Here is an 18654-nt window from a genome sequence, read left to right on the forward strand (position 1 = left end):
CTCAACTAATTCCGCTATGCGGCTGTGTTACTTAGTTACGCGGACCACGCTTGGCAAGCGCACCGGAAACCAGGAATGCCATTTCCAGGGACTGCTTGTGGTTTAGACGCGGGTCGCAGACCGATTCGTAGAGGTCATCGAACTGTTCCTGGCGGATCGGGTCGGCGCCACCGAGGCACTCTGCCACGTCGTCGCCGGTCATTTCCACGTGCAGGCCACCGGGGAAGGTGCCCAACGAGTCATGAACCTCGAAGAAACCACGAACCTCATCCATGACATCGTCGAAGCGGCGCGTCTTATAGCCGTTCTCGGAGGTGACGGTGTTTCCGTGCATGGGGTCGGTGACCCAGAGGACCTGGGCTCCGGAGGCGGTGACCTTTTCTACAAGGTTTGGCAGCTTCTCGCGGATGTTCTTCGCGCCCATGCGGGTGATGAAGGTCAGACGGCCCGGCTCGCGGTTCGGGTCGAGCTTCTCGATCAGCGCGAGTGCATCTTCGGCGGTGGTGGTCGGGCCAAGCTTGACGCCGATCGGGTTACGCACGCGCGAGAGGAAGTCCACGTGTGCGCCGTCGAGCTGTCGGGTACGCTCGCCGATCCACAGGAAGTGGCCGCTGGTGTCGTAAGGCTGCGAGGTGCGTGAGTCGGTGCGGGTCAGCGCACGCTCGTAGTCAAGCAAAAGTGCCTCGTGGGAGGCGAAGAATTCGGTGCGCTTGAGCGCCTCAAAGTCCGCCCCGCAGGCGTCCATGAACTTCACGGCACGGTCGATTTCGCCAGCCAGCTGCTCGTAGGCGGTGTGTGCCGGGTTTGCCATGAAACCAGCGTTCCAGGAGTGTACCGAACGCAGATCGGCAAAGCCGCCCTGGGTGAACGCGCGGATCAGGTTCAGCGTTGAGGATGAGGTGTTGTAGGCCTCGACCATGCGGCGCGGATCGTGCGCTCGGGATTCGGGGGTAAATTCGTAGCCGTTGACGATGTCGCCGCGGAAGGCTGGCAGCGTGATACCGTCGCGGGTCTCATCGTTGGAGGAACGTGGCTTGGCGAACTGCCCCGCCATGCGACCCATCTTGACTACCGGCATCGACGAGCCGTAGGTCAGTACCACTGCCATCTGCAAGATGGTCTTCACTCGTGCCGAGATCTTATCTGCGGTTGCCCCGTCAAAGGTTTCTGCGCAGTCGCCGCCCTGGAGCAGGAAGGCCTTGCCCTGGGCTGCTGCGGCGAGACGCTCACGAAGAATGTCTACCTCACCGGCGAAAACCAGTGGTGGACGGGTACCGAGTTCGGTTACGGACTCGGCATAGTTTGGATGTTCACTCCAGGTGGGCTGCTGGGCAATGGGCAGAGTGCGCCAAATATCCAGTTCGGGATCGGTAGCGGGACCTGCCGTGGAACGGCCTGGGAATGGGGATGTCGAAGATAGCTGAGTCACCCTCTAAGGGTAGACCGGCCCACGGCTTCATGTGGTATTTGGTGCGTAACCCAAGGTGCCAAAGCGTTAACAGTTAGCTGTTTTTCCTCGGGCTGGCACTATTTTTTCTTCGGGTTTTCGCGGCGCTCGGCTTCCAACGCGGCCTTCACACTTGCCGCATAGGTATCCACATATTCCTGCCCTGACAAGCGCATAATCGCGTACATAATCTCATCGGTAACAGAGCGCTGCACGAAGCGGTCCTCGCTCATTCCCGCATAACGGGAGAAATCCAATGGTTCACCAATAATCAGACCGACGCGGCGGATATTTGGTACGCGTTTTCCGATGGGCTGGACCTTATCTGTGCCGATCATTGCCACGGGGATGACCGGTACCCCGGCCTCCAGGGCCAGCTTTGCAACACCGAGTTTGCCGCGGTAGAGCCGGCCATCTGGACTGCGGGTGCCTTCCGGATATATTCCCAACAGTTGCCCATCGACAAGTGCTTGGGCGCCGGCACCCAATGAGTTGGCGCTTGCCGCACCCCCGGATCGGTCCATCGGGATCTGGTTGATCATGCGGAAAAACCATGCGGTGACCCGCCCCTTCAGGCCCTTTCCGTTGAAGTAGTCGCTTTTTGCCAAGAAGATGACCGGGCGATCCACGGCCACCGGAAGGAAGATCGAGTCGGAAACCGAGAGGTGATTACTTGCAAGGATTGCACCACCGGTTTTGGGGATGTGATCGATGCCCTTGACCCAGGGACGGAAAAACACGTTCACCAACGGTCCAACGATCAACCGTTTCATGAAGAGGTAAAACATGTGTGGTGTGCCTTCCGGGCCGGAGTTCTTAATGCAGTTTATCCGGGCGATGCGCCCGCATGGCTGATCACGCGGTGATTCATTGGTTCTCAGTTACGCTCTAACTGTAGGCAAAACATTGCCAATTCTCATACCCCGGTCACTAACGATGGCAGTTTCCTAGGGGTGGTTTACCGCAAGGGAGAGAGAACATGTCAGCATCCGATTCGGCCAGTTCGAATAGCCTCACACCCAATGACCCGTTCCACTACCAAGGCACCAATGGTGAGGCGGTACTGGTAATCCACGGGTTTACCGCAGGGCCGGCAAGCATGCTTCCCTGGGCTCAAGCAATTGCCGACGCCGGATACACGGTTGATCTGCCGGTACTCCCCGGGCATGTCACCAGCTGGCAGCAGCTAGCCAAGACTCCCTATAGGCAGATCGTTGCTGCGGTCGAACGTGCTTACGAAGCACTCGCAGCAAAACACACTCGAGTATATGTTGCGGGAATGTCGATGGGCGGAGCCCTTGCATTACACCTTGGCTCGACCCATGCCCCTGCCGGCCTTGCGCTGATTAACCCGGGGTTGACCATCGCTTCCCCGGTGGCAAAATTTAGCGGTGCACTACGCTTTGTCGTTCCTTCAATTCCTTCGATCGCCAATGATATTGCCAAGCCGGGCGGCGATGAGCACGCCTATGATCGAACACCAATTGGTGGGGTCCATGAATTACGCAAGTTGTTCAAGGCCACCATCGCCTCCCTGCCCAAGATCACCTGTCCAATCATTGTTTTCCGATCCGATCAAGACCATGTGGTACCGGAGAGCAGCGTTGAGGCGCTACACAAGGGTTTGACGCCGGCAGTGGAATTGCGGGTGCGTCGCTTGCCGCGTAGCTATCACGTGGCGACACTTGATTATGAGGCGGAAGAGATTTTTGCCGAGTCCATCGAATTTTTCAAAGAAGCTAAGCGGTAAGCACCATGACTAACCAATTTCACGAGCCCGGCGGTTCCGGCGGTTCGGACGACGCGGTCTGGGAAGATCTGGTGCGCAGGTTAGAGCATGAGCCTACGACTCAACCCGCCCATGAGCTGGAGGCCGACTCAGCTCAGGCTCCAGCGGAACCGACACCCAAAGCCGCACCGGGCGTGGACCCGACTCTTTTCACGATGCATCCTGCCTTGGGTGGACCACGTGACTATGAGGCTTCCGAGGAACTACTCGAGGATTTCGTCCCGGCAGATCCTCCAGCCATTGGTTCGGGAAACCCCTTGGTGAATCTTGCCTGGGTAGCCGCGGCCGGTGCCCCACTGGTGCTACTGCTGCTGGCAATTTTTTGGCGTCGCGCGCCAATGCCCCTGTGGATCGGGCTGTGCGTGTTGGCGCTAGGTGGTGGTGCCTATCTTTTTGCTCGCATGCCACGTCACCGTCATGATAACGATGATGGTGCGCAAGTCTGACCCTCAACACGCGTCCTCGCGCAGTGGACCACTCGCCATGTGCTCGGGCACTTTAGCCCCGAACCAATCAAAGTCTGGTTTCGACCGTGAGTGGAAAATCCATGTTGCGTAGATCGTATTTTCACCGTAAGTTACTACTGAGTAAACAATGTGATTCAAACCACTAAGATGGTGGTAGTGGGACCGATCGCAGGCATGCACCCCCCGGACCCGAAAACGAAGGAGCCCCCGATGCAGGAAATTATTGTCCCGCCACTGGTAGAGACGCCACCGCAGACAAACATCACAGACCTGCTGTTGCGTCACGCTCGCTCGGCGGCTAATCCCCCACTTCTTTCCAAGCCCGGACCCAACGGGACGTGGGTTGATATGTCGGCCTCGGAGTTCGCCGATGATGCCTCGGCCATCGCCAAGGGCTTCATTGCCAGCGGCATCGAACTTGGCGGACGCATCGGGCTCATGGCACGTACCCGGTACGAATGGACGCTCGTCGACTTTGCCATCTGGTTCGCCGGATGCGTCACGGTCCCGGTCTATGAGACGTCCTCCCCCAGCCAGGTCGCCTGGATCTTGGGTGATTCCCATGCAACTGCGGTAGTTGTTGAGGCGGTGCGCCACGAGAACGTGATACGTCAGGCGGCCCATCAAGAAGGACTCGACGAGCTAAACCACGTGTGGCAGATCGATGGCGATGGTCTAGATGCCTTGCGCGAAGCCGGCAAGGGTGTCAGCGACGAGGTTCTGGAGGAGCGTCGTGCGGCCGCCGGTCTCGACTCCCTGGCCACCATCATTTACACCTCCGGCACCACCGGGCGTCCCAAGGGCTGCGAACTCACACACTCCAACTTTGTTGAACTCAGCGATAACGCAGCAATGGCACTTCCCGAATGCGTCTACCCCGGTGCCTCAACGATCATGTTCCTGCCCCTGGCACACGTCTTCGCACGCTACATCTCGGTGCTCAGCGTCGCGGCCGGCGTCAGGGTCGCACACACCCCAGATGTGAAAAATCTGATGGGCGATCTGCAATCGTTCAAGCCCAACTTCATTCTTGCGGTGCCTCGCGTCTTCGAGAAGGTCTACAACTCCTCGATGCTCAAGGCCGAAGACGGCGGCAAGGGCAAGATCTTCCATGCGGGTTCGGATACTGCCATTGCTTACTCCCGTGCGCTGGAAACCGGCAAGGTCCCGCTGGGCCTCAAACTCAAGCACAAGCTCTTCGACGTCCTGCTCTACTCGAAAATTCGTGAGGCAATGGGCGGCAAGGTTGTCCACGCGGTCTCCGGTGGCGCCCCGCTGGGCGAACGCTTGGGGCACTTCTTCCACGGTATCGGGCTGACGGTTCTTGAAGGCTACGGCCTGACCGAGACGACCGCGCCGATCACTGTGAACACCCCGAAGCAGATCAAGATCGGCACCGTGGGACGCCCACTGCCGGGTAATGGTGTGCGGATCGCCGCCGACGGGGAAATCCTTGCCAAGGGCTTCTGTGTGATGCGTGGTTATTACAACCGCCCGGACCTGACCGAAGAAAACTTTGTTGATGGCTGGTTCCGTACCGGGGATATTGGTGAACTGGATGCCGATGGCTTCCTGCGCATCACCGGCCGCAAGAAGGAAATCATCGTCACCGCCAGCGGAAAAAACGTGATTCCGGCAATGCTCGAGGATCAGATCCGTGCCGACGCATTAGTTTCCCAGTGCGTGGTGGTGGGCGATGCCCGTCCGTTCATTTCGGCACTGATCACCCTCGACGAGGAGGCACTGCCGGGCTGGCTGGAACGTCATCAGCTGCCGGCAGGCACCACGGCCGCACAGGCAGCCACGTTGCCGGAAGTGAACCAGGCAATTCAGGCATTGGTGGAGAAGGCGAATACAAGTGTTTCGCGCGCCGAGGCCATCAAGGAGTTCCGTATTGTCCCGACCGACTTCACCGAAGAATCCGGGCACCTCACTCCATCGTTGAAGATCAAGCGCGCCCAGGTGCTCAAGGACTTCGAGGCGGTAGTCGAGGAAATTTATGCAGGAGCCAAGCCACGCGCATAATGCGTTGTGACGCGGTCCTCTAGGCGGTGGGGGTTGGCACCAGTGGGTGCTAACCCCCATCGCTTTGTTCATGTCCGGTGCCTCGTTAGTATCGTGTTCACCAAATACACGGAGCACTGCTGCCCGGATCACGCTGATTCTGGCGCTGGGCAAGTGAACCGCCAGCTGAACTTAAGCTGCTTTTTGGCTGTAACCCGAAGCTAGTGCACCCTGCGGATAGGTGCAGAGAGACTGCCGCAGTGAACTGTCAGGTGAGTTCGAGAATAATATTGAGCTCTTCGACAATCTGGCTCAGCGCATGCCGGGCCGCCCGCCTGGGGGCTCGTTGCACGCTTGTCGGCAGGCTCAACGCATTATCAAACGGAAGCACTACGACAGGTCGTGGCAAGTCGGCCGGCAGCTGCAAGGCCTGATCGCCCTTGACCACACCGTAATTCACAACAAAAATACTGCGCCCCACCAATTTGGTGCGCCCGTTGGCTTCAAGCCAGGATAGTTTTTCGGCGAACTCGGCAGTGACTTCCGGATCCGCGGGTGCCACCATGACCAATGCATCACTTTCGCTCAGCGCACCGGCAAAAGCCGCACGCATGAGCCCCGGACCGGCCGCACGGATCGTAAGCCCTTGGTCTTCATAACGATGCTCAAGGGCGGCACATAGTGTTGCTAACCCGGCGTCGGGAACCAGCGAGAGAACCGTGACTACCTTGCTTTTGGGAAGTTGTCTCGGTATTTGACCTGATAAGGCTACAGTTTCCGGGTCAACACGTATCGGCCCAGCATCTTCCGGATCTGCGTTTTCAAGTGTTGGAGTTACTTCGGCGTCTTGTGTAGCGCCCTGACCTGCGTCGGAAGATTCTTGTGCCGTGTTTTCGACATGTTCGCCAGTACGTGCGTCATCGTCCCGCTGGGTGGTTGCGAGATCGACATGCGGGGAATCTGCCGCGGCGGGCGGTGAAGATTTTTCCTCGGTGGAGTGCGCGTCGGATGTTCCCGGTTCCACCGGCTCTCCAACCACGGTGCGTTTACCGAAGAGTCGGGCAAAAAACCCCGCTGAATCCCTGGTCATGAACCCATCTCCTAAATGACAGTGGTTACCCCAATGCCGAAGTAAACAAAAAACAAAGCGATGAAACGCACCATAACACGGTAGCGAGGTTCAAAGCCCCAAGTGGGGCATCGAACCTCGCTACCGTGTTAGCTCAAGCAGCATCCGCGGTCAGTGAGCGGTTGCAGAATATTTTGCTGTTTTAGGCCGGATCGATGACGATCAGCAGATCGCCGCCCTGGACCTGGGCGGTGCCATTAATGGCAATGCGTGAGACGGTCCCGGCACTCGTGGTGGTGATGCCGGCTTCCATCTTCATGGCTTCAATGGTTGCCACCGTGGCACCTGCCTCAACAACATCACCAACGGCAACCTTTGAGGTTACCGCTCCGGCAAATGGTGCAGCAACATGTCCCGGGTTAGTGGCATCGGCCTTCTCCGCGACGACAACCGTGGATTCCACCGAGGCATCGCGGACGCTGAGCTGACGTGACTGACCGTTGAGCAGCACCGTGACGGTCCGCATACCCTTTTCATCGGCTTCGGAGACCGACTGCAAGATCACCAGCAGGCGCACGCCCTTGCCCAGCGAGACCACGTGTTCGCGGCCCTTGACTAACCCGTAGAGGTAATCGCGGGTGTGCAGGGTTGAAACATCGCCGTACGCTTCAACCGTAGCCTCAAAGTCCCGGGTGGGACCGGCAAAGAGCAAACGGTTCAGCGTGGCCCGGCGGGTGTCCGAGTCCCCCTGCAGTGCCTGGGCGTCGGCGGCATCGAGTTCTTCAACGTGCGGACGAATCACACGGCCTTCGAGCGCCTTGGAACGGAACGGCTCCGGCCAGCCACCGGGAGGGTTTCCCAGTTCGCCGGAGAGGAACTGAATGACCGAGTCGGGGATGTCGAAGGATTTTGGATCCTTCGCGAATTCCTCCGGGTCAACGCCCATGCCCACCAGCTGCAGGGCCAGATCTCCGACGACCTTGGAGGATGGAGTGACCTTGACCAAGCGGCCCAGGATGTGGTTCGCCGCGGTGTACATGTCTTCGATGGCCTCGAAGCGCTCACCTAAGCCCAGTGCAATGGCCTGCTGGCGCAGGTTCGAGAGCTGACCACCGGGAATTTCGTGGCGGTAGACGCGGCCGGTCGGGGCGGCAAGGCCGGATTCGAACGGTGCGTACATGGTGCGCACCGATTCCCAGTACGGTTCCAGGGAGGCTGCTGCCTCCAAAGAGATGCCGGTATCGCGCTCGGTGTTCTCCAATGCGGCAATCAGCGCCGAGGAGGAGGGCTGGGAGGTGGTCCCGGCCATCGAGGCTGCGGCAACGTCCACGGCGTCGACGCCCGCGTTGATCGCGGCCATTAGGGTGGCCAGCTGGCCACCGGCGGTGTCGTGGGTGTGCAGGTGCACCGGAAGGTCGAAGCGTTCGCGCAGCGCCGTGACAAGCTTCGCTGCGGCCGCCGGACGCAGGAGCCCGGCCATGTCCTTGATCGCCAGGATGTGGGCACCGGCATCGACGATTTCCTGAGCGAGGTTCAGGTAGTAGTCAAGGGTGTATAGATCCTCGTTGGGATCCAGCAGGTTGCCGGTGTAGCACAGGGCTACCTCGGCCACCGCGGTGCCCGTTTCACGCACTGCCTTGATGGCCGGGGCCATCTGCGAAACATCATTCAGTGCATCAAAGATGCGGAAGATGTCGATGCCAGTGGCTGCGGCTTCCTTCACGAATGCGTCGGTGACCTCGGTCGGGTACGGGGTGTAACCCACCGTGTTGCGACCGCGCAGCAGCATCTGCAGCGGAATGTTCGGTAGCTCGGCACGTAGCAGCGCCAGGCGCTTCCACGGATCCTCGCCCAGGAAGCGTAGCGAGACATCGTAGGTTGCCCCGCCCCAGACCTCCATGGAGAACAGCTGCGGCATCACATGGGCGTAGGCCGGGGCCGCGGCGAGCAGGTCTCGGGTGCGTACCCGGGTTGCCAGCAACGACTGGTGGGCGTCGCGGAAAGTAGTGTCGGTGACGGCCACGGCAGTTTCGTGACGCAGTGCCTTGGCGAAGCCCTCCGGACCCAATTCCAGCAGACGCTGACGCCAGCCATCGGCCGGTGCCTGATCCGATGGACCATCAAAGGGGCTGCGGTCCGGCTCGGATGCCTTATCTCCCGGGAAGGAAGGAAGCTTCTTGCGCGGGTCGATGCCGTCAACACGTTCGCCATTGGGCTGGTTGACCGTCACGTCGGCCAGGAAGGACAGGGCCTTGGTGCCGCGGTCCTGGGACTTGCGCCCGGCCAGCAGCTCCGGGTGCTTGTCGATGAAGTCGGTGGCTACCTCGCCGGCCAGGAAGGCCGGGTCGTCAAGCACATTCTGCAGGAACGGAATGTTGGTGGTGACTCCGCGGACGCGGAATTCGGCCAGCGCACGGCGCAGGCGGGCCGCCGCCGTAGCAAAGTCGCGCCCACGGCAGGTGAGCTTGACCAGCATCGAGTCAAAGTGTGGGGAAACCTCGGCACCGGTGTAGATGGTGCCACCATCCAGACGCACACCCGAGCCACCGGCCGAACGGTAGACGGTGATGGTTCCGACGTCGGGGCGGAACTCGTTGGCCGGGTCCTCGGTGGTGATGCGCGACTGCATGGCAACGCCGCGGATCTTGAGGTCTTCCTGACGAATATCAAGCTCTTCAAGGGTGGCGCCAGCGGCAATGCGCATCTGTGCCTGAACCAGGTCAACGTCGGTGATTTCCTCGGTGACCGTGTGCTCGACCTGGATGCGCGGGTTCATTTCGATGAACACGTGCTGTCCGGCGCGTTCGCCCTCGGTATCCACCAAGAATTCCACGGTGCCGGCGTTCTGGTACTTCAGTGCCTTGGCAAACTTCACGGCGTCTGCATACAGCGCCTGGCGAATTGACTCGTCAAGGTTCGGGGCCGGAGCAATTTCGATGACCTTCTGGTGGCGGCGCTGCAGGGAGCAGTCGCGCTCAAAGAGGTGGACCACGTTTCCGTGCTCGTCGGCCAGGATCTGGACTTCGATGTGGCGTGGACGCAACACCGCCTGTTCAACGAACATTGTGTCATCGCCAAAGGCGCTAGCTGCTTCGCGCATCGCCGCGGAAAGCGATTCGGCCAGCGTTTCTCGGGTATCCACCCGGCGCATGCCACGTCCGCCACCACCGGCAACCGCCTTGACGAAGACGGGGAAACCAATCTTATCGGCCTCGGCGGTGAGGTACTCGACATCAGAGCTGGGCTCCGAGGAGTTCAAAACTGGGATTCCTGCTGCCCGAGCGGCGCGCAGGGCCTCGACCTTGTTACCGGCGAGTTCCAGAACTTCGGCGGCCGGGCCAATGAACTTGATGCCAGCTTCTGCCGCGGCACGGGAAAGATCCGGGTTTTCGGCCAAGAAACCATAGCCCGGGTAAATGGCATCCGCGCCGGCTTCCTTGGCGACGCGGATCACCTCTTCGACGTCCAGGTAGGCGCGGACCGGGTGGCCCTCCTCGCCGATCTGGTAGGCCTCATCGGACTTCTGACGGTGGATCGAGTTGCGGTCCTCGTACGGGTACACGGCGACGGTCTTCGCGCCCAGCTCATAGCCGGCACGGAAAGCACGAATCGCGATTTCACCACGGTTGGCTACCAAGATCTTCGTAAACATGGCGCTCCTGCAAAATGATAATAAGGATGGTTTACGCACACGGAGTCAGGGGGTAGAAACTCTTGTCTGCGGTGTAGAAGCAAAGTGATCAGGCTTCCAAGGTGACACCATACCGTGATGCGCAGCACCGCTGGCAAAACATTGCGGCGGGTACGAAACAGTGGTCTCACTCAGTGGTTCCTATGTTGAGTGTCACGGTGTCGGCGAAGAGCTGCGAACCCGATTATGATATGTAGGGGAACTCATCGTTACATCAAGTGAAATCAACTGTAGAAAAGGGCGTGGTCCGTTCCGTGCAGGTAGTGAGCATTAGCAGCCTTAAAGGTGGCGTAGGAAAAACCTCCGTTACGTTGGGGCTCGCTTCGGCCGCTCTGGCAGCAGGCATCCCCACCCTAGTGATCGATTTAGACCCGCATGCCGATGCCAGCACCGGCCTGGGAGTGCGGGCCGATGACAAGCTGACCATTGGTCGGATGTTGAAGGTTGCGCGTAAAGCGGATCTTTCAAGAAACATCGTCTCCAGCTCCTGGCAGTCGAAGGCCGTTTCGAAGCGTTCACTGACCCGTGTACCAGTCTTAGATGTTGCAGTTGGCGATGCCTACACCGGCATCTACGACCGACCTGACTTGCGTGCTCGGGATTTGCGTCGACTAACCCAGTTGCTCTCGCGCACCTCAGGCTACTCACTTGTACTCATCGATTGCCCCCCATCCTTGAATGGTCTAACCCGCATGGCTTGGAGCGCGAGTGACCGGGTTGTGTTGGTTGCCGAGCCGAGCCTGTTCTCTGTTGCCGGCACCGAACGCACCCAACGTGCACTTGAGATGTTCCGTAAGGAATACGCGCCGGATTTGGGCCCGATCGATGTTGTTGTCAACCGTGTGCGCAAGGACTCAGCCGAGCATGCCTTCCGATTGACGGAGATGCGTTCGATGTTTGGTACCTCGGTACTGACCCCGGAGCTTCCAGAGTTCAGTGAGTGGCAGCAGATCCAGGGTGCCGCGTATTCGGTTCACCAATGGCCGGGTAAGGGCGCCAAACGCACCTCGGAGCTTTTTGACTCGTTGTTGCGAAATATTACCGAGGCCCCCAAGCTGGCTGCCAAGTAGCTTCATAGTTCTTCGTGTTTACCGACCGGTGTTTTTTGGGATAACCAGAAAGCACCGGTCTTTTTCTTGCTACAGCAATGGGCCAAGTGCCCGTAATTGGCATATAGGAACGAGGGCAAAAAAATACTGCTCATCGCTCGGTAGCCCGGAAGAGCGGCCATAGAGCGGTGAGCAGTAATTTATGCTGAAGGGGGGGGTGCTGAGCTAGCTTGCCGTGCGTTTTGCGGCGCGGCGCATCGCTAGTTCGTCAACAGGAAAATCCGAGGCACGCTCGCTTGGCAGCTGGGCAAGAGATCCCTCAACCTCACGCCAGACACGCCCCACGGCGATACCAAAGACTCCCTGGCCACCCTGGACCAAATCGATGACTTCATCGGCCGAGGTGCACTCGTACACCGAGGCACCATCACTCATGAGTGTGATCTGGGCAAGGTCTTCGACGCCTCGTTCACGCAGGTGTTCCACGGCGGTACGGATCTGCTGCAGTGATACACCGGTATCGAGCAGACGTTTGACCACCTTGAGCACGAGGATGTCGCGGAAGCCGTAGAGTCGCTGTGAGCCCGAACCATTGGCGTTACGAACCGCCGGTTCGACAAGACCTGTACGCGCCCAGTAGTCGAGCTGTCGGTAAGTAATTCCTGCGGCCTTGCAGACGATCGGGCCACGGTATCCTGCATCTTCGTCGAGCACTGGGAGGTCCTCGGTGAAGAGTAGGCCTTGGGTATTGCCTCGCGACGCAACATGCCGAGGTCCGGCCGCGCGTTGATCATCTATGGGATTCATCCGAATCTCCTTGCTCAAGCATCCCCGTGAGGGAAGGTGGCTTGCGCAGGAGCGAGGAACGATTTCATTGCGAGTGTAATCGGCATCCGCTGTAGGCAAACCTTGGGAAACTTATGCTTCGACGGTACGACTTGAAGGGGCCTTCGTCAAAGACCTTCAAGCTTTGCTTGAGGCGTGTCGTCGACGGTCGTTTATTTATCGAAATCTTCCGGCTCGATCTCGTTGAGGAATTCCCTGAATTCCCGCACCTGTTCTTCTTCGCCTTCGGCCGCTTCCTCGTCGTCGGCAACCAGCACCGCCGCCTCGTCAAGTACGTGTTCTTGGCAAAGAATTGGGCATTGGGCACGTAGTGCTAGGGCTATGGCGTCCGATGAGCGCGCATCAACCCGAACGTCGTTGGCGAAAACAAGTTCCGCGGTAAACACCGCGTTGAGCACTGAGACAATTTCCACACGCAACAGTGGCGCGTGTAATGCCTGCAGCGTTGCGATCATCAGATCGTGCGTCAGCGGGCGTGGTGGAACGATGCCTTGCTGGAACATGGCAATGGCCGAAGCTTCCGGCGCACCAATCCAAATGGGAAGATGGCGGCGGGAATTTAGTTCTTTAAGCAATACCAGTGGCTGGTTTGAGGGAAGTTCTATGCGAACTCCGACAACTTCTAGCTCTTGCATGGTTCGCTCCTTTGCTCGATGCTGTGATGCCTCTGCTGTATTTAGTGATCCAGTTTAGCGATGGCACCGTTGACTAACGCACCATGTAACGCCATACAGGCATCGCTAATTTCCCTTGCGGTTTCCGCAGCACGGGCGCGTGAGGCAACATCTCGCCGACTCATCTGGGGCGCCACGACACTTTCCACGAGTCCTACCTCGCGGTCTGCTGCCGCACGGAAGGCGCGCAGGTGACGTGGTTCAATGCCGTGCGCGGCAAGTGCCGCAGAGGCTACCGCAATCTTTTGCGCATGTTCGTCAAAACGATCGTTTGATGCAGTGATCATGCCAAAGGAGATTAGATCCTCAATGAGATCGGTACTTGACCCGCACAGTCCCTGTAACTCTGCTTTGGTGACCGGACGAGCGTGAGCGACCAGGTCTTGGGTCATCTGTTCGGTGATGCTCCGGGGGGCCAAGGTATGGCCCCCCGGAAGCTGGTCCGGACGTTCACCACGATCAACTGCGTCTAGATAGTCCTTAATGACCTTCAACGGCAGGTACTGATCACGCTGTAAACCCAGGATGAAGCGCAAGCGCCCCACATCATCGGGCAGATATTTGCGGTATCCGGCCGAGGTACGTTGCGGGGTCAGTAAGCCCTTTTCTTCAAGAAACCTGATCTTTGACGCCGTAACCTGCGAGAACTCCACTTGCAGTTCCGAAAGCACTTCACCAATGTTCAGCGCAACCGGGCGCGCAACATCACCGCCTACTACGGAGAGCCGCGGATTACGGGCCAGATATGTCACGAGAGTTCCTGATTAGTTGGCAGGGTTGTTTGGCAGTTCAACGTAGAAGGTCAAGCGGAACTTGCCGATCTGCACTTCTGCCCCGTTGGCCAAACGTACTTGGTCGACGCGATCGTTATTGACGTAGGTTCCATTGAGTGACCCGGAGTCCACGAGTGTGAACCCTTCGGCATCGCGACGGAACTGGGCATGCTTACGTGAGACGGTAACGTCATCGAGGAAGACATCTGCCTGAGGATGACGGCCAGCCTGGGTGACATCCTGGTCAAGCAGGAAGCGCGCACCTTGGTTTGGTCCCGAGTGGGCAATCAGTAATGCAGATCCAGCGGGCAAGGCCGAGACAGCGGCACGCTCTTCGGGGCTCAGCGCATAGAAAACCACTGGTTCATGATGCACTGGAGGCAGGGCGATACCCGTTGTATCGGTTGATACCTCACGCTGCTCGTGTGGCACCTGAGTTTCGTCCATGTCCGGTCCTCCCAATAACTCTTACTTAAATAGCTCTAGGGTCGTGATCTCCCGACTAAGTTGCCCGGATGATACGCCTAATACCAGATTAGCCTACTGGCGGCGGTTAAAGATTTCGTATTTACATCAAGGCTAAATAACTGCCTATTCCGCCTCGGCATGGGATGATGCACCCATGGAAGATTCTGAATTCTCGGCTCAGCCAGCCGCGCCAACGGCATCCAGTGCACAACCCAAACCTCGTTGGGGTTTGCGAATTGGATTGGGTGCTTGCGCCGCGATCTTGTTGGTTGCAATATTCTTCATCTTCAGGCTGTTCCTGCCAGTGTGGTGGGCCACCAGAATTTCAAATCAAACTCAGGGGTCTCTGAGCGGCGGCGTGTTACTTGGACTGGCCTACGGTTTCATTTTCACCTTTGTGCCACTGCTGATCGGCTGGCAGATGCGTTACAAAAAGATCTCTTGGCCCTGGAAGGGCGTCATCCTCGTCCTTGCCTTGGCCGCTGCTTCCCCGAACCTGATGACGCTTGGCATTTACCTGAACTCTTCCAGTGCGGCTCGCAAGGCCCAATTGACTATCGATACGACGGCCACTTGGTTCCCGTCTTGGACAATTATCGGCGCAGTACTGGGAGTCTTGCTCTTTGCGGGTATCGCAGTGTTCTGGCACATGTGGCGGTCACGAGGGAAGAAAATGAAGGCTCTCAAGCAAGACTTGAAGTCACGTCCTGCCTCCGCGTCAACCGGGCCCGATGCAACTATTTCAGAACCTGAACCACGGCCCTCCGATGCGCCAGATCTTGAGTATCCACCGACTGATCCCCCAACGCCTGAGGATCGCTAGCCCGCGAGAATGCGTTAACTTGCGTTCAGTGCCCTTGACTACGTGGTCAGGGGCACTTTTCGTTGTATAGGGTATTTTTGCTTGCTTGTTCGCGTACGGCCCCGCAGCCGTTCCCTGGCGCATGCTTCCAGCGATACGACAACCGACTCGGCCTGCATGTGAGAATTCTGCCCTCGAGCCGTATTGCAGCTGCATAGTTCGCTTCGGCTCTCAGCGAAGATGCGCAATTATCAACCGACGATTCCCCGGGCCGCTACTAACTTCGTCGGGTGCAGGCTCGCCGAGATCGTGGGCACTTTGAATCATGCAGAGAACTGGGCGTATAGGCAATAAAGTGTGTCTGCAACAGGCTTACTTCCCAACGATTGCACGGTAAAACAGGGTTTCTTATACCTTTGAGCCCTTAACCGTGAATGGTTCTGGAAAATCGAAGCAATGTGAAGTATGCCAATCAGCCTTGAAACGCAATGGAAAAACCTCTGCAGGAACCCAACGCTGGAGATGCATTCAGTGCGGGGCCAGCAGCGTGAAGCGGCGTCCCGATCTGAAACGTCGAGCCGAACTGAACCTGTTTCTGCAATGGATTTTGGGAAAACAAAACCAGGCAACTTATGCGGCCCAAACGGGTCGCACCTTCAGGCATAAGACCCGATGGTGTTGGAATGTTGAACCCGCCGTGATGCCCACCGGTGAGGTGCATCTGCAGATTCAAATGGACGGCATCTACCTGGGACGTGGCTGGTGCGCCTTGATTGCTATCGCCAACGGCAAGACCTTGGGCTGGCAATGGTGTGACAGCGAAAAGAAAGTCGCCTGGATCGCCTTGCTTGAACAATTCCCCGCGCCCCAGGTGGTGATCATTGATGGTGGTTCAGGGCTTGCCTCGGCTCTGGCTCAAGCATGGCCCGATACGCGGGTGCAGCGCTGTTTGGTGCATGTTCAACGCAACGTGCGCACCTATCTGACCCTGCGACCGCGCACCGATGCGGGGCGGGCCTTGCGGCGTATTTCCTTGGCGTTGACACGGATTAGCACCCGTGAGCAGGCCACGAGCTGGATGCAAGCCCTGCAGCAATGGCACCACATCTTTGGGGAGCTGATCAAAGAACGTACCTATCCTCTAGGTCCGGGTGGGTTACGACCCAAGGGAGTGAAAGCGACCCAAACCTGGTGGTACACCCACACTCGGCTCAGATCCGCGTACAAGCTTCTGGAACGGTTGGTGCGTAGCGGAGAACTTTTCACCTATTTGGACCCCGCCTTGAGGGGCTCAACGTTGCTTCAACGACTAATCACATTGAAGGTGGAGTCAACACCCAGCTGCGTGCCTTGCTGCGAACTCATCGGGGGATGCCGCCGGCTCATGCCAAGCGTGCGATCGAATGGTGGCTGTATACCCACGGTGAGAAACCAGCCCAACCTCATACTCTGATCCGGCCAGAACACTATGAGCCTCAACCTCTAGTGAAAGAACTTCCAGATGAAGAGATTGGGCCAGAACTCTTGGGCACTGCACTGAGTGAAACCGAAGGTCTTTGGGTGAGGAAAGGCTGGGCCGGCAGACCCTGCTAAAATCCAGATCAAAGCGTGGAAACCCCGGGTGACACACCCGGGGCAGACACACTTTTTTGCCTATAAGCCGAGAACCGGCTAACTGCCGTGGGGGTACACGAAAGTATGAAAACCGCCATAGACGCAGAAAATCCCGTGATCGCTGCATAAACATGCTGTGATCACGGGATTTAACCGGTCGGGCTAGCGGGATTCGAACCCACGGCCTCCTGACCCCCAGTCAGGCGCGCTACCAAGCTGCGCCATAGCCCGGTTGCTTTCGCAGCCGTTCTCCCGATCAGTTAAGTTCGGGTGCCGTCTGCGAAAAGCTCCGAGATAACCCTACCCCATTTTTGAAGCTACTTCGTACGCTGACGCTTTTCGCGAACACGCATAGCAACTTCGATGGGCGTTCCTTCGAATCCGAAGGTCTCACGCAGGCGTCGAGTAATGAATCGACGGTAGCCCGGATCCAAGAAACCTGTGGTGAACAGCACAAAACGTGGTGGTCGTGCGGAGACCTGGGTGCCGAAGAGAATACGTGGCTGCTTGCCACCGCGCAGTGGGTGCGGGTGGGCCGCTACAAGCTCGCCCAGGAAGGTGTTGAGCTTGCCGGTGGAGATACGTCGGTCCCATGAATCTAGGGCCGTGTGCAGCGCAGGAACGAGCTTGTCCTTGTGCCAACCGGTCTTCGCCGAGATGTTCACGCGTGGTGCCCACTCGACGTGAGCAAGATCCTGCTCAATCTCGCGATCCAGGTAGCGGCGACGATCCTCGTCCATCAGGTCCCACTTGTTGAAGGCAATGACCAAGGCGCGGCCCGAATCGATGGTGGTCTGCAAGATGCGAACATCCTGCTCAGAGAGCACCTCATCGACGGCGAGCAGTACAACTGCAACCTCTGCCTTTTCCAGGGCGGCCTGGGTGCGCAGCGAGGCGTAGTAGTCCGAGCCCTGTGCCATGTGCTGGCGACGGCGGATGCCTGCGGTATCAACGAAGCGGAAGACCTCGCCACCGAGCTCAACGAGCTCATCGACCGGATCACGAGTGGTCCCTGCGACGTTATCGACAACTACACGCTCGGAGCCGGCCATCTTATTCAGCAGCGAGGACTTGCCAACGTTCGGACGGCCAATCAGTGCGATGCGGCGTGGGCCGCCGCGCGGGATGATGCCACCATAGGCGGAGAATTCAGGAAGCTTCTCAACTACCGCGTCCAAAAGATCCGCGGTGCCGCGGCCGTGAAGTGCGGAGACCGGCCACGGCTGACCGAATCCAAGACCCCAGAGGAACGAGGCTTCGGCTTCCTGGTTGAAGTCATCAACCTTGTTGGCAACCAGCAGTACCGGCTTTTTCTTCCGGCGCAGCATCTTGACCACTGCCTCGTCGGTGGCGGTGGCGCCAACGTGCGAGTCAACGACGAAGAGGATCACATCCGCAAGGTCGGCAGCAATTTCTGCCTGCTCTGCCACGCGGGCGTGGATACCCTTGGCGTCGTGCTCCCAACCGCCGGTATCGACGATGGTGAAGTTCTTGCCATTCCATTCGGCTTGGTAGGAAACGCGGTCACGGGTCACGCCCGGAACGTCCTCAACTACCGCCTCGCGGCGGCCCAAGATGCGGTTGACAAGTGTTGATTTGCCAACGTTTGGACGGCCAATGATTGCGACAACCGGCGGGATGACCTCGTCGGCGTCGTCGTCGAAGTCATCGCCCAGGTGCGCGAGCAGTTCCGCGTCTTCCGGGTCTAGGTCATAGTCATCGAGTCCGGCGAGCAACACGTTGGCGCGTTGTTCGGCTTCTTCCTCGGTGATCTCGGCCAGACGGTCGGCGATGTGGTCCTCGTTTGAGGGCACGTATTCTTCGCCTTCGCCGGTGATCAGGTTCTCACTCATGGTGCGGTTCCTTTGCGTTGCGTGCCTCCACCAAACGCGGAAGCCAATATCAGTTTAAGTATGTCTCAGACGTTTCCCGAAACACCCCCCGTATGGGCGGGAATGCCG

Annotated in this window: 14 protein-coding genes, 1 tRNA gene and 1 pseudogene; 6 read left to right on the plus strand and 10 right to left on the minus strand. The window is 58.5% G+C overall.

The window, feature by feature from the left end; translation table 11 throughout:
* Positions 1–31: 31 nt before the first annotated feature.
* Complete coding sequence (locus CQ018_RS16565; RefSeq protein WP_105551126.1) at positions 32–1429, minus strand: class II 3-deoxy-7-phosphoheptulonate synthase; 1398 nt, start codon at positions 1427–1429, stop codon at positions 32–34.
* Positions 1430–1527: 98 nt separating this feature from the next.
* Positions 1528–2235, minus strand: coding sequence for a 1-acyl-sn-glycerol-3-phosphate acyltransferase (locus CQ018_RS16570; protein ID WP_105551127.1), 708 nt, complete (start codon positions 2233–2235; stop codon positions 1528–1530).
* A 191-nt stretch (positions 2236–2426) separates the two neighbouring features.
* Between CQ018_RS16570 and CQ018_RS16575 the strand changes: the two genes are divergently transcribed.
* The 3 genes from CQ018_RS16575 to CQ018_RS16585 all read left to right on the plus strand — a co-directional run bounded on the left by CQ018_RS16575 (position 2427) and on the right by CQ018_RS16585 (position 5728).
* Entirely contained in the window at positions 2427–3197 is a 771-nt protein-coding gene (locus CQ018_RS16575; protein WP_105551128.1) for a carboxylesterase, read from the plus strand.
* 5 nt (positions 3198–3202) lie between these two features.
* On the plus strand, positions 3203–3682 hold the full coding sequence (locus tag CQ018_RS16580) for a hypothetical protein (protein ID WP_105551129.1): 480 nt from the start codon (positions 3203–3205) through the stop codon (positions 3680–3682).
* Between the two features lie 231 nt (positions 3683–3913).
* The gene (locus CQ018_RS16585) at positions 3914–5728 is read left to right on the plus strand and encodes a long-chain fatty acid--CoA ligase (RefSeq protein ID WP_105551130.1); all 1815 of its coding nucleotides are present in this window, start codon (positions 3914–3916) and stop codon (positions 5726–5728) included.
* Between the two features lie 247 nt (positions 5729–5975).
* On the opposite strand, the gene CQ018_RS16590 is transcribed toward CQ018_RS16585, so the two are convergent.
* Together CQ018_RS16590 and CQ018_RS16595 are read right to left on the minus strand one after the other, a co-directional pair.
* Positions 5976–6797, minus strand: coding sequence for a hypothetical protein (locus CQ018_RS16590; protein WP_105551131.1), 822 nt, complete (start codon positions 6795–6797; stop codon positions 5976–5978).
* A 181-nt stretch (positions 6798–6978) separates the two neighbouring features.
* Positions 6979–10428 (minus strand): pyruvate carboxylase, encoded by a 3450-nt coding sequence (locus tag CQ018_RS16595; protein ID WP_105551132.1) that lies wholly within the window; start codon positions 10426–10428, stop codon positions 6979–6981.
* Between the two features lie 293 nt (positions 10429–10721).
* Here CQ018_RS16595 and CQ018_RS16600 point away from each other — a divergent pair, with 293 nt between their 5' ends.
* Positions 10722–11537, plus strand: a complete 816-nt coding sequence (locus CQ018_RS16600) for a ParA family protein (protein WP_105551169.1) — start codon at positions 10722–10724, stop codon at positions 11535–11537.
* A 204-nt stretch (positions 11538–11741) separates the two neighbouring features.
* Here CQ018_RS16600 and CQ018_RS16605 read toward each other — a convergent pair whose 3' ends face one another.
* The 4 genes from CQ018_RS16605 to CQ018_RS16620 all read right to left on the minus strand — a co-directional run bounded on the left by CQ018_RS16605 (position 11742) and on the right by CQ018_RS16620 (position 14256).
* A complete protein-coding gene (locus CQ018_RS16605) occupies positions 11742–12323 on the minus strand; it encodes a MerR family transcriptional regulator (protein WP_105551133.1) in 582 nt (193 codons plus the stop codon).
* A gap of 191 nt (positions 12324–12514) precedes the next feature.
* Positions 12515–12997 (minus strand): bifunctional nuclease family protein, encoded by a 483-nt coding sequence (locus CQ018_RS16610; RefSeq protein ID WP_105551134.1) that lies wholly within the window; start codon positions 12995–12997, stop codon positions 12515–12517.
* A gap of 41 nt (positions 12998–13038) precedes the next feature.
* Entirely contained in the window at positions 13039–13788 is a 750-nt protein-coding gene (locus CQ018_RS16615; RefSeq protein ID WP_105551135.1) for a MerR family transcriptional regulator, read from the minus strand.
* Between the two features lie 12 nt (positions 13789–13800).
* Entirely contained in the window at positions 13801–14256 is a 456-nt protein-coding gene (locus CQ018_RS16620; protein WP_105551136.1) for an FHA domain-containing protein, read from the minus strand.
* Positions 14257–14431: 175 nt separating this feature from the next.
* Here CQ018_RS16620 and CQ018_RS16625 point away from each other — a divergent pair, with 175 nt between their 5' ends.
* On the plus strand, positions 14432–15100 hold the full coding sequence (locus CQ018_RS16625) for a hypothetical protein (protein ID WP_105551137.1): 669 nt from the start codon (positions 14432–14434) through the stop codon (positions 15098–15100).
* Positions 15101–15509: 409 nt separating this feature from the next.
* Positions 15510–16672 (plus strand): annotated as a pseudogene (locus CQ018_RS16630) (IS1249 family transposase).
* Between the two features lie 178 nt (positions 16673–16850).
* On the opposite strand, the gene CQ018_RS16635 reads toward CQ018_RS16630, so the two are convergent.
* Both CQ018_RS16635 and der read right to left on the minus strand, forming a co-directional pair.
* Positions 16851–16924 (minus strand) — tRNA-Pro (locus CQ018_RS16635).
* A gap of 86 nt (positions 16925–17010) precedes the next feature.
* The gene (gene der, locus CQ018_RS16640; protein ID WP_105551138.1) at positions 17011–18546 is read right to left on the minus strand and encodes a ribosome biogenesis GTPase Der; all 1536 of its coding nucleotides are present in this window, start codon (positions 18544–18546) and stop codon (positions 17011–17013) included.
* Positions 18547–18654: the final 108 nt, after the last annotated feature.

The organism is Arthrobacter sp. MYb227 (assembly GCF_002975435.1).
GTDB lineage: Bacteria > Actinomycetota > Actinomycetes > Actinomycetales > Micrococcaceae > Paeniglutamicibacter.

What these genes read in the sequence shown, in the direction of transcription:
- CQ018_RS16610 (WP_105551134.1), bottom strand. Translation starts at nt 12,997, where the DNA reads ATGCAAGAGCTAGAAGTTGTCGGAGTTCGCATAGAACTTCCCTCAAAC.
- der (WP_105551138.1), bottom strand. Translation starts at nt 18,546, where the DNA reads ATGAGTGAGAACCTGATCACCGGCGAAGGCGAAGAATACGTGCCCTCA.
- CQ018_RS16625 (WP_105551137.1), top strand. Translation starts at nt 14,432, where the DNA reads ATGGAAGATTCTGAATTCTCGGCTCAGCCAGCCGCGCCAACGGCATCC.
- CQ018_RS16620 (WP_105551136.1), bottom strand. Translation starts at nt 14,256, where the DNA reads ATGGACGAAACTCAGGTGCCACACGAGCAGCGTGAGGTATCAACCGAT.
- CQ018_RS16570 (WP_105551127.1), bottom strand. Translation starts at nt 2,235, where the DNA reads ATGTTTTACCTCTTCATGAAACGGTTGATCGTTGGACCGTTGGTGAAC.
- CQ018_RS16575 (WP_105551128.1), top strand. Translation starts at nt 2,427, where the DNA reads ATGTCAGCATCCGATTCGGCCAGTTCGAATAGCCTCACACCCAATGAC.
- CQ018_RS16580 (WP_105551129.1), top strand. Translation starts at nt 3,203, where the DNA reads ATGACTAACCAATTTCACGAGCCCGGCGGTTCCGGCGGTTCGGACGAC.
- CQ018_RS16590 (WP_105551131.1), bottom strand. Translation starts at nt 6,797, where the DNA reads ATGACCAGGGATTCAGCGGGGTTTTTTGCCCGACTCTTCGGTAAACGC.
- CQ018_RS16585 (WP_105551130.1), top strand. Translation starts at nt 3,914, where the DNA reads ATGCAGGAAATTATTGTCCCGCCACTGGTAGAGACGCCACCGCAGACA.
- CQ018_RS16605 (WP_105551133.1), bottom strand. Translation starts at nt 12,323, where the DNA reads ATGAATCCCATAGATGATCAACGCGCGGCCGGACCTCGGCATGTTGCG.
- CQ018_RS16595 (WP_105551132.1), bottom strand. Translation starts at nt 10,428, where the DNA reads ATGTTTACGAAGATCTTGGTAGCCAACCGTGGTGAAATCGCGATTCGT.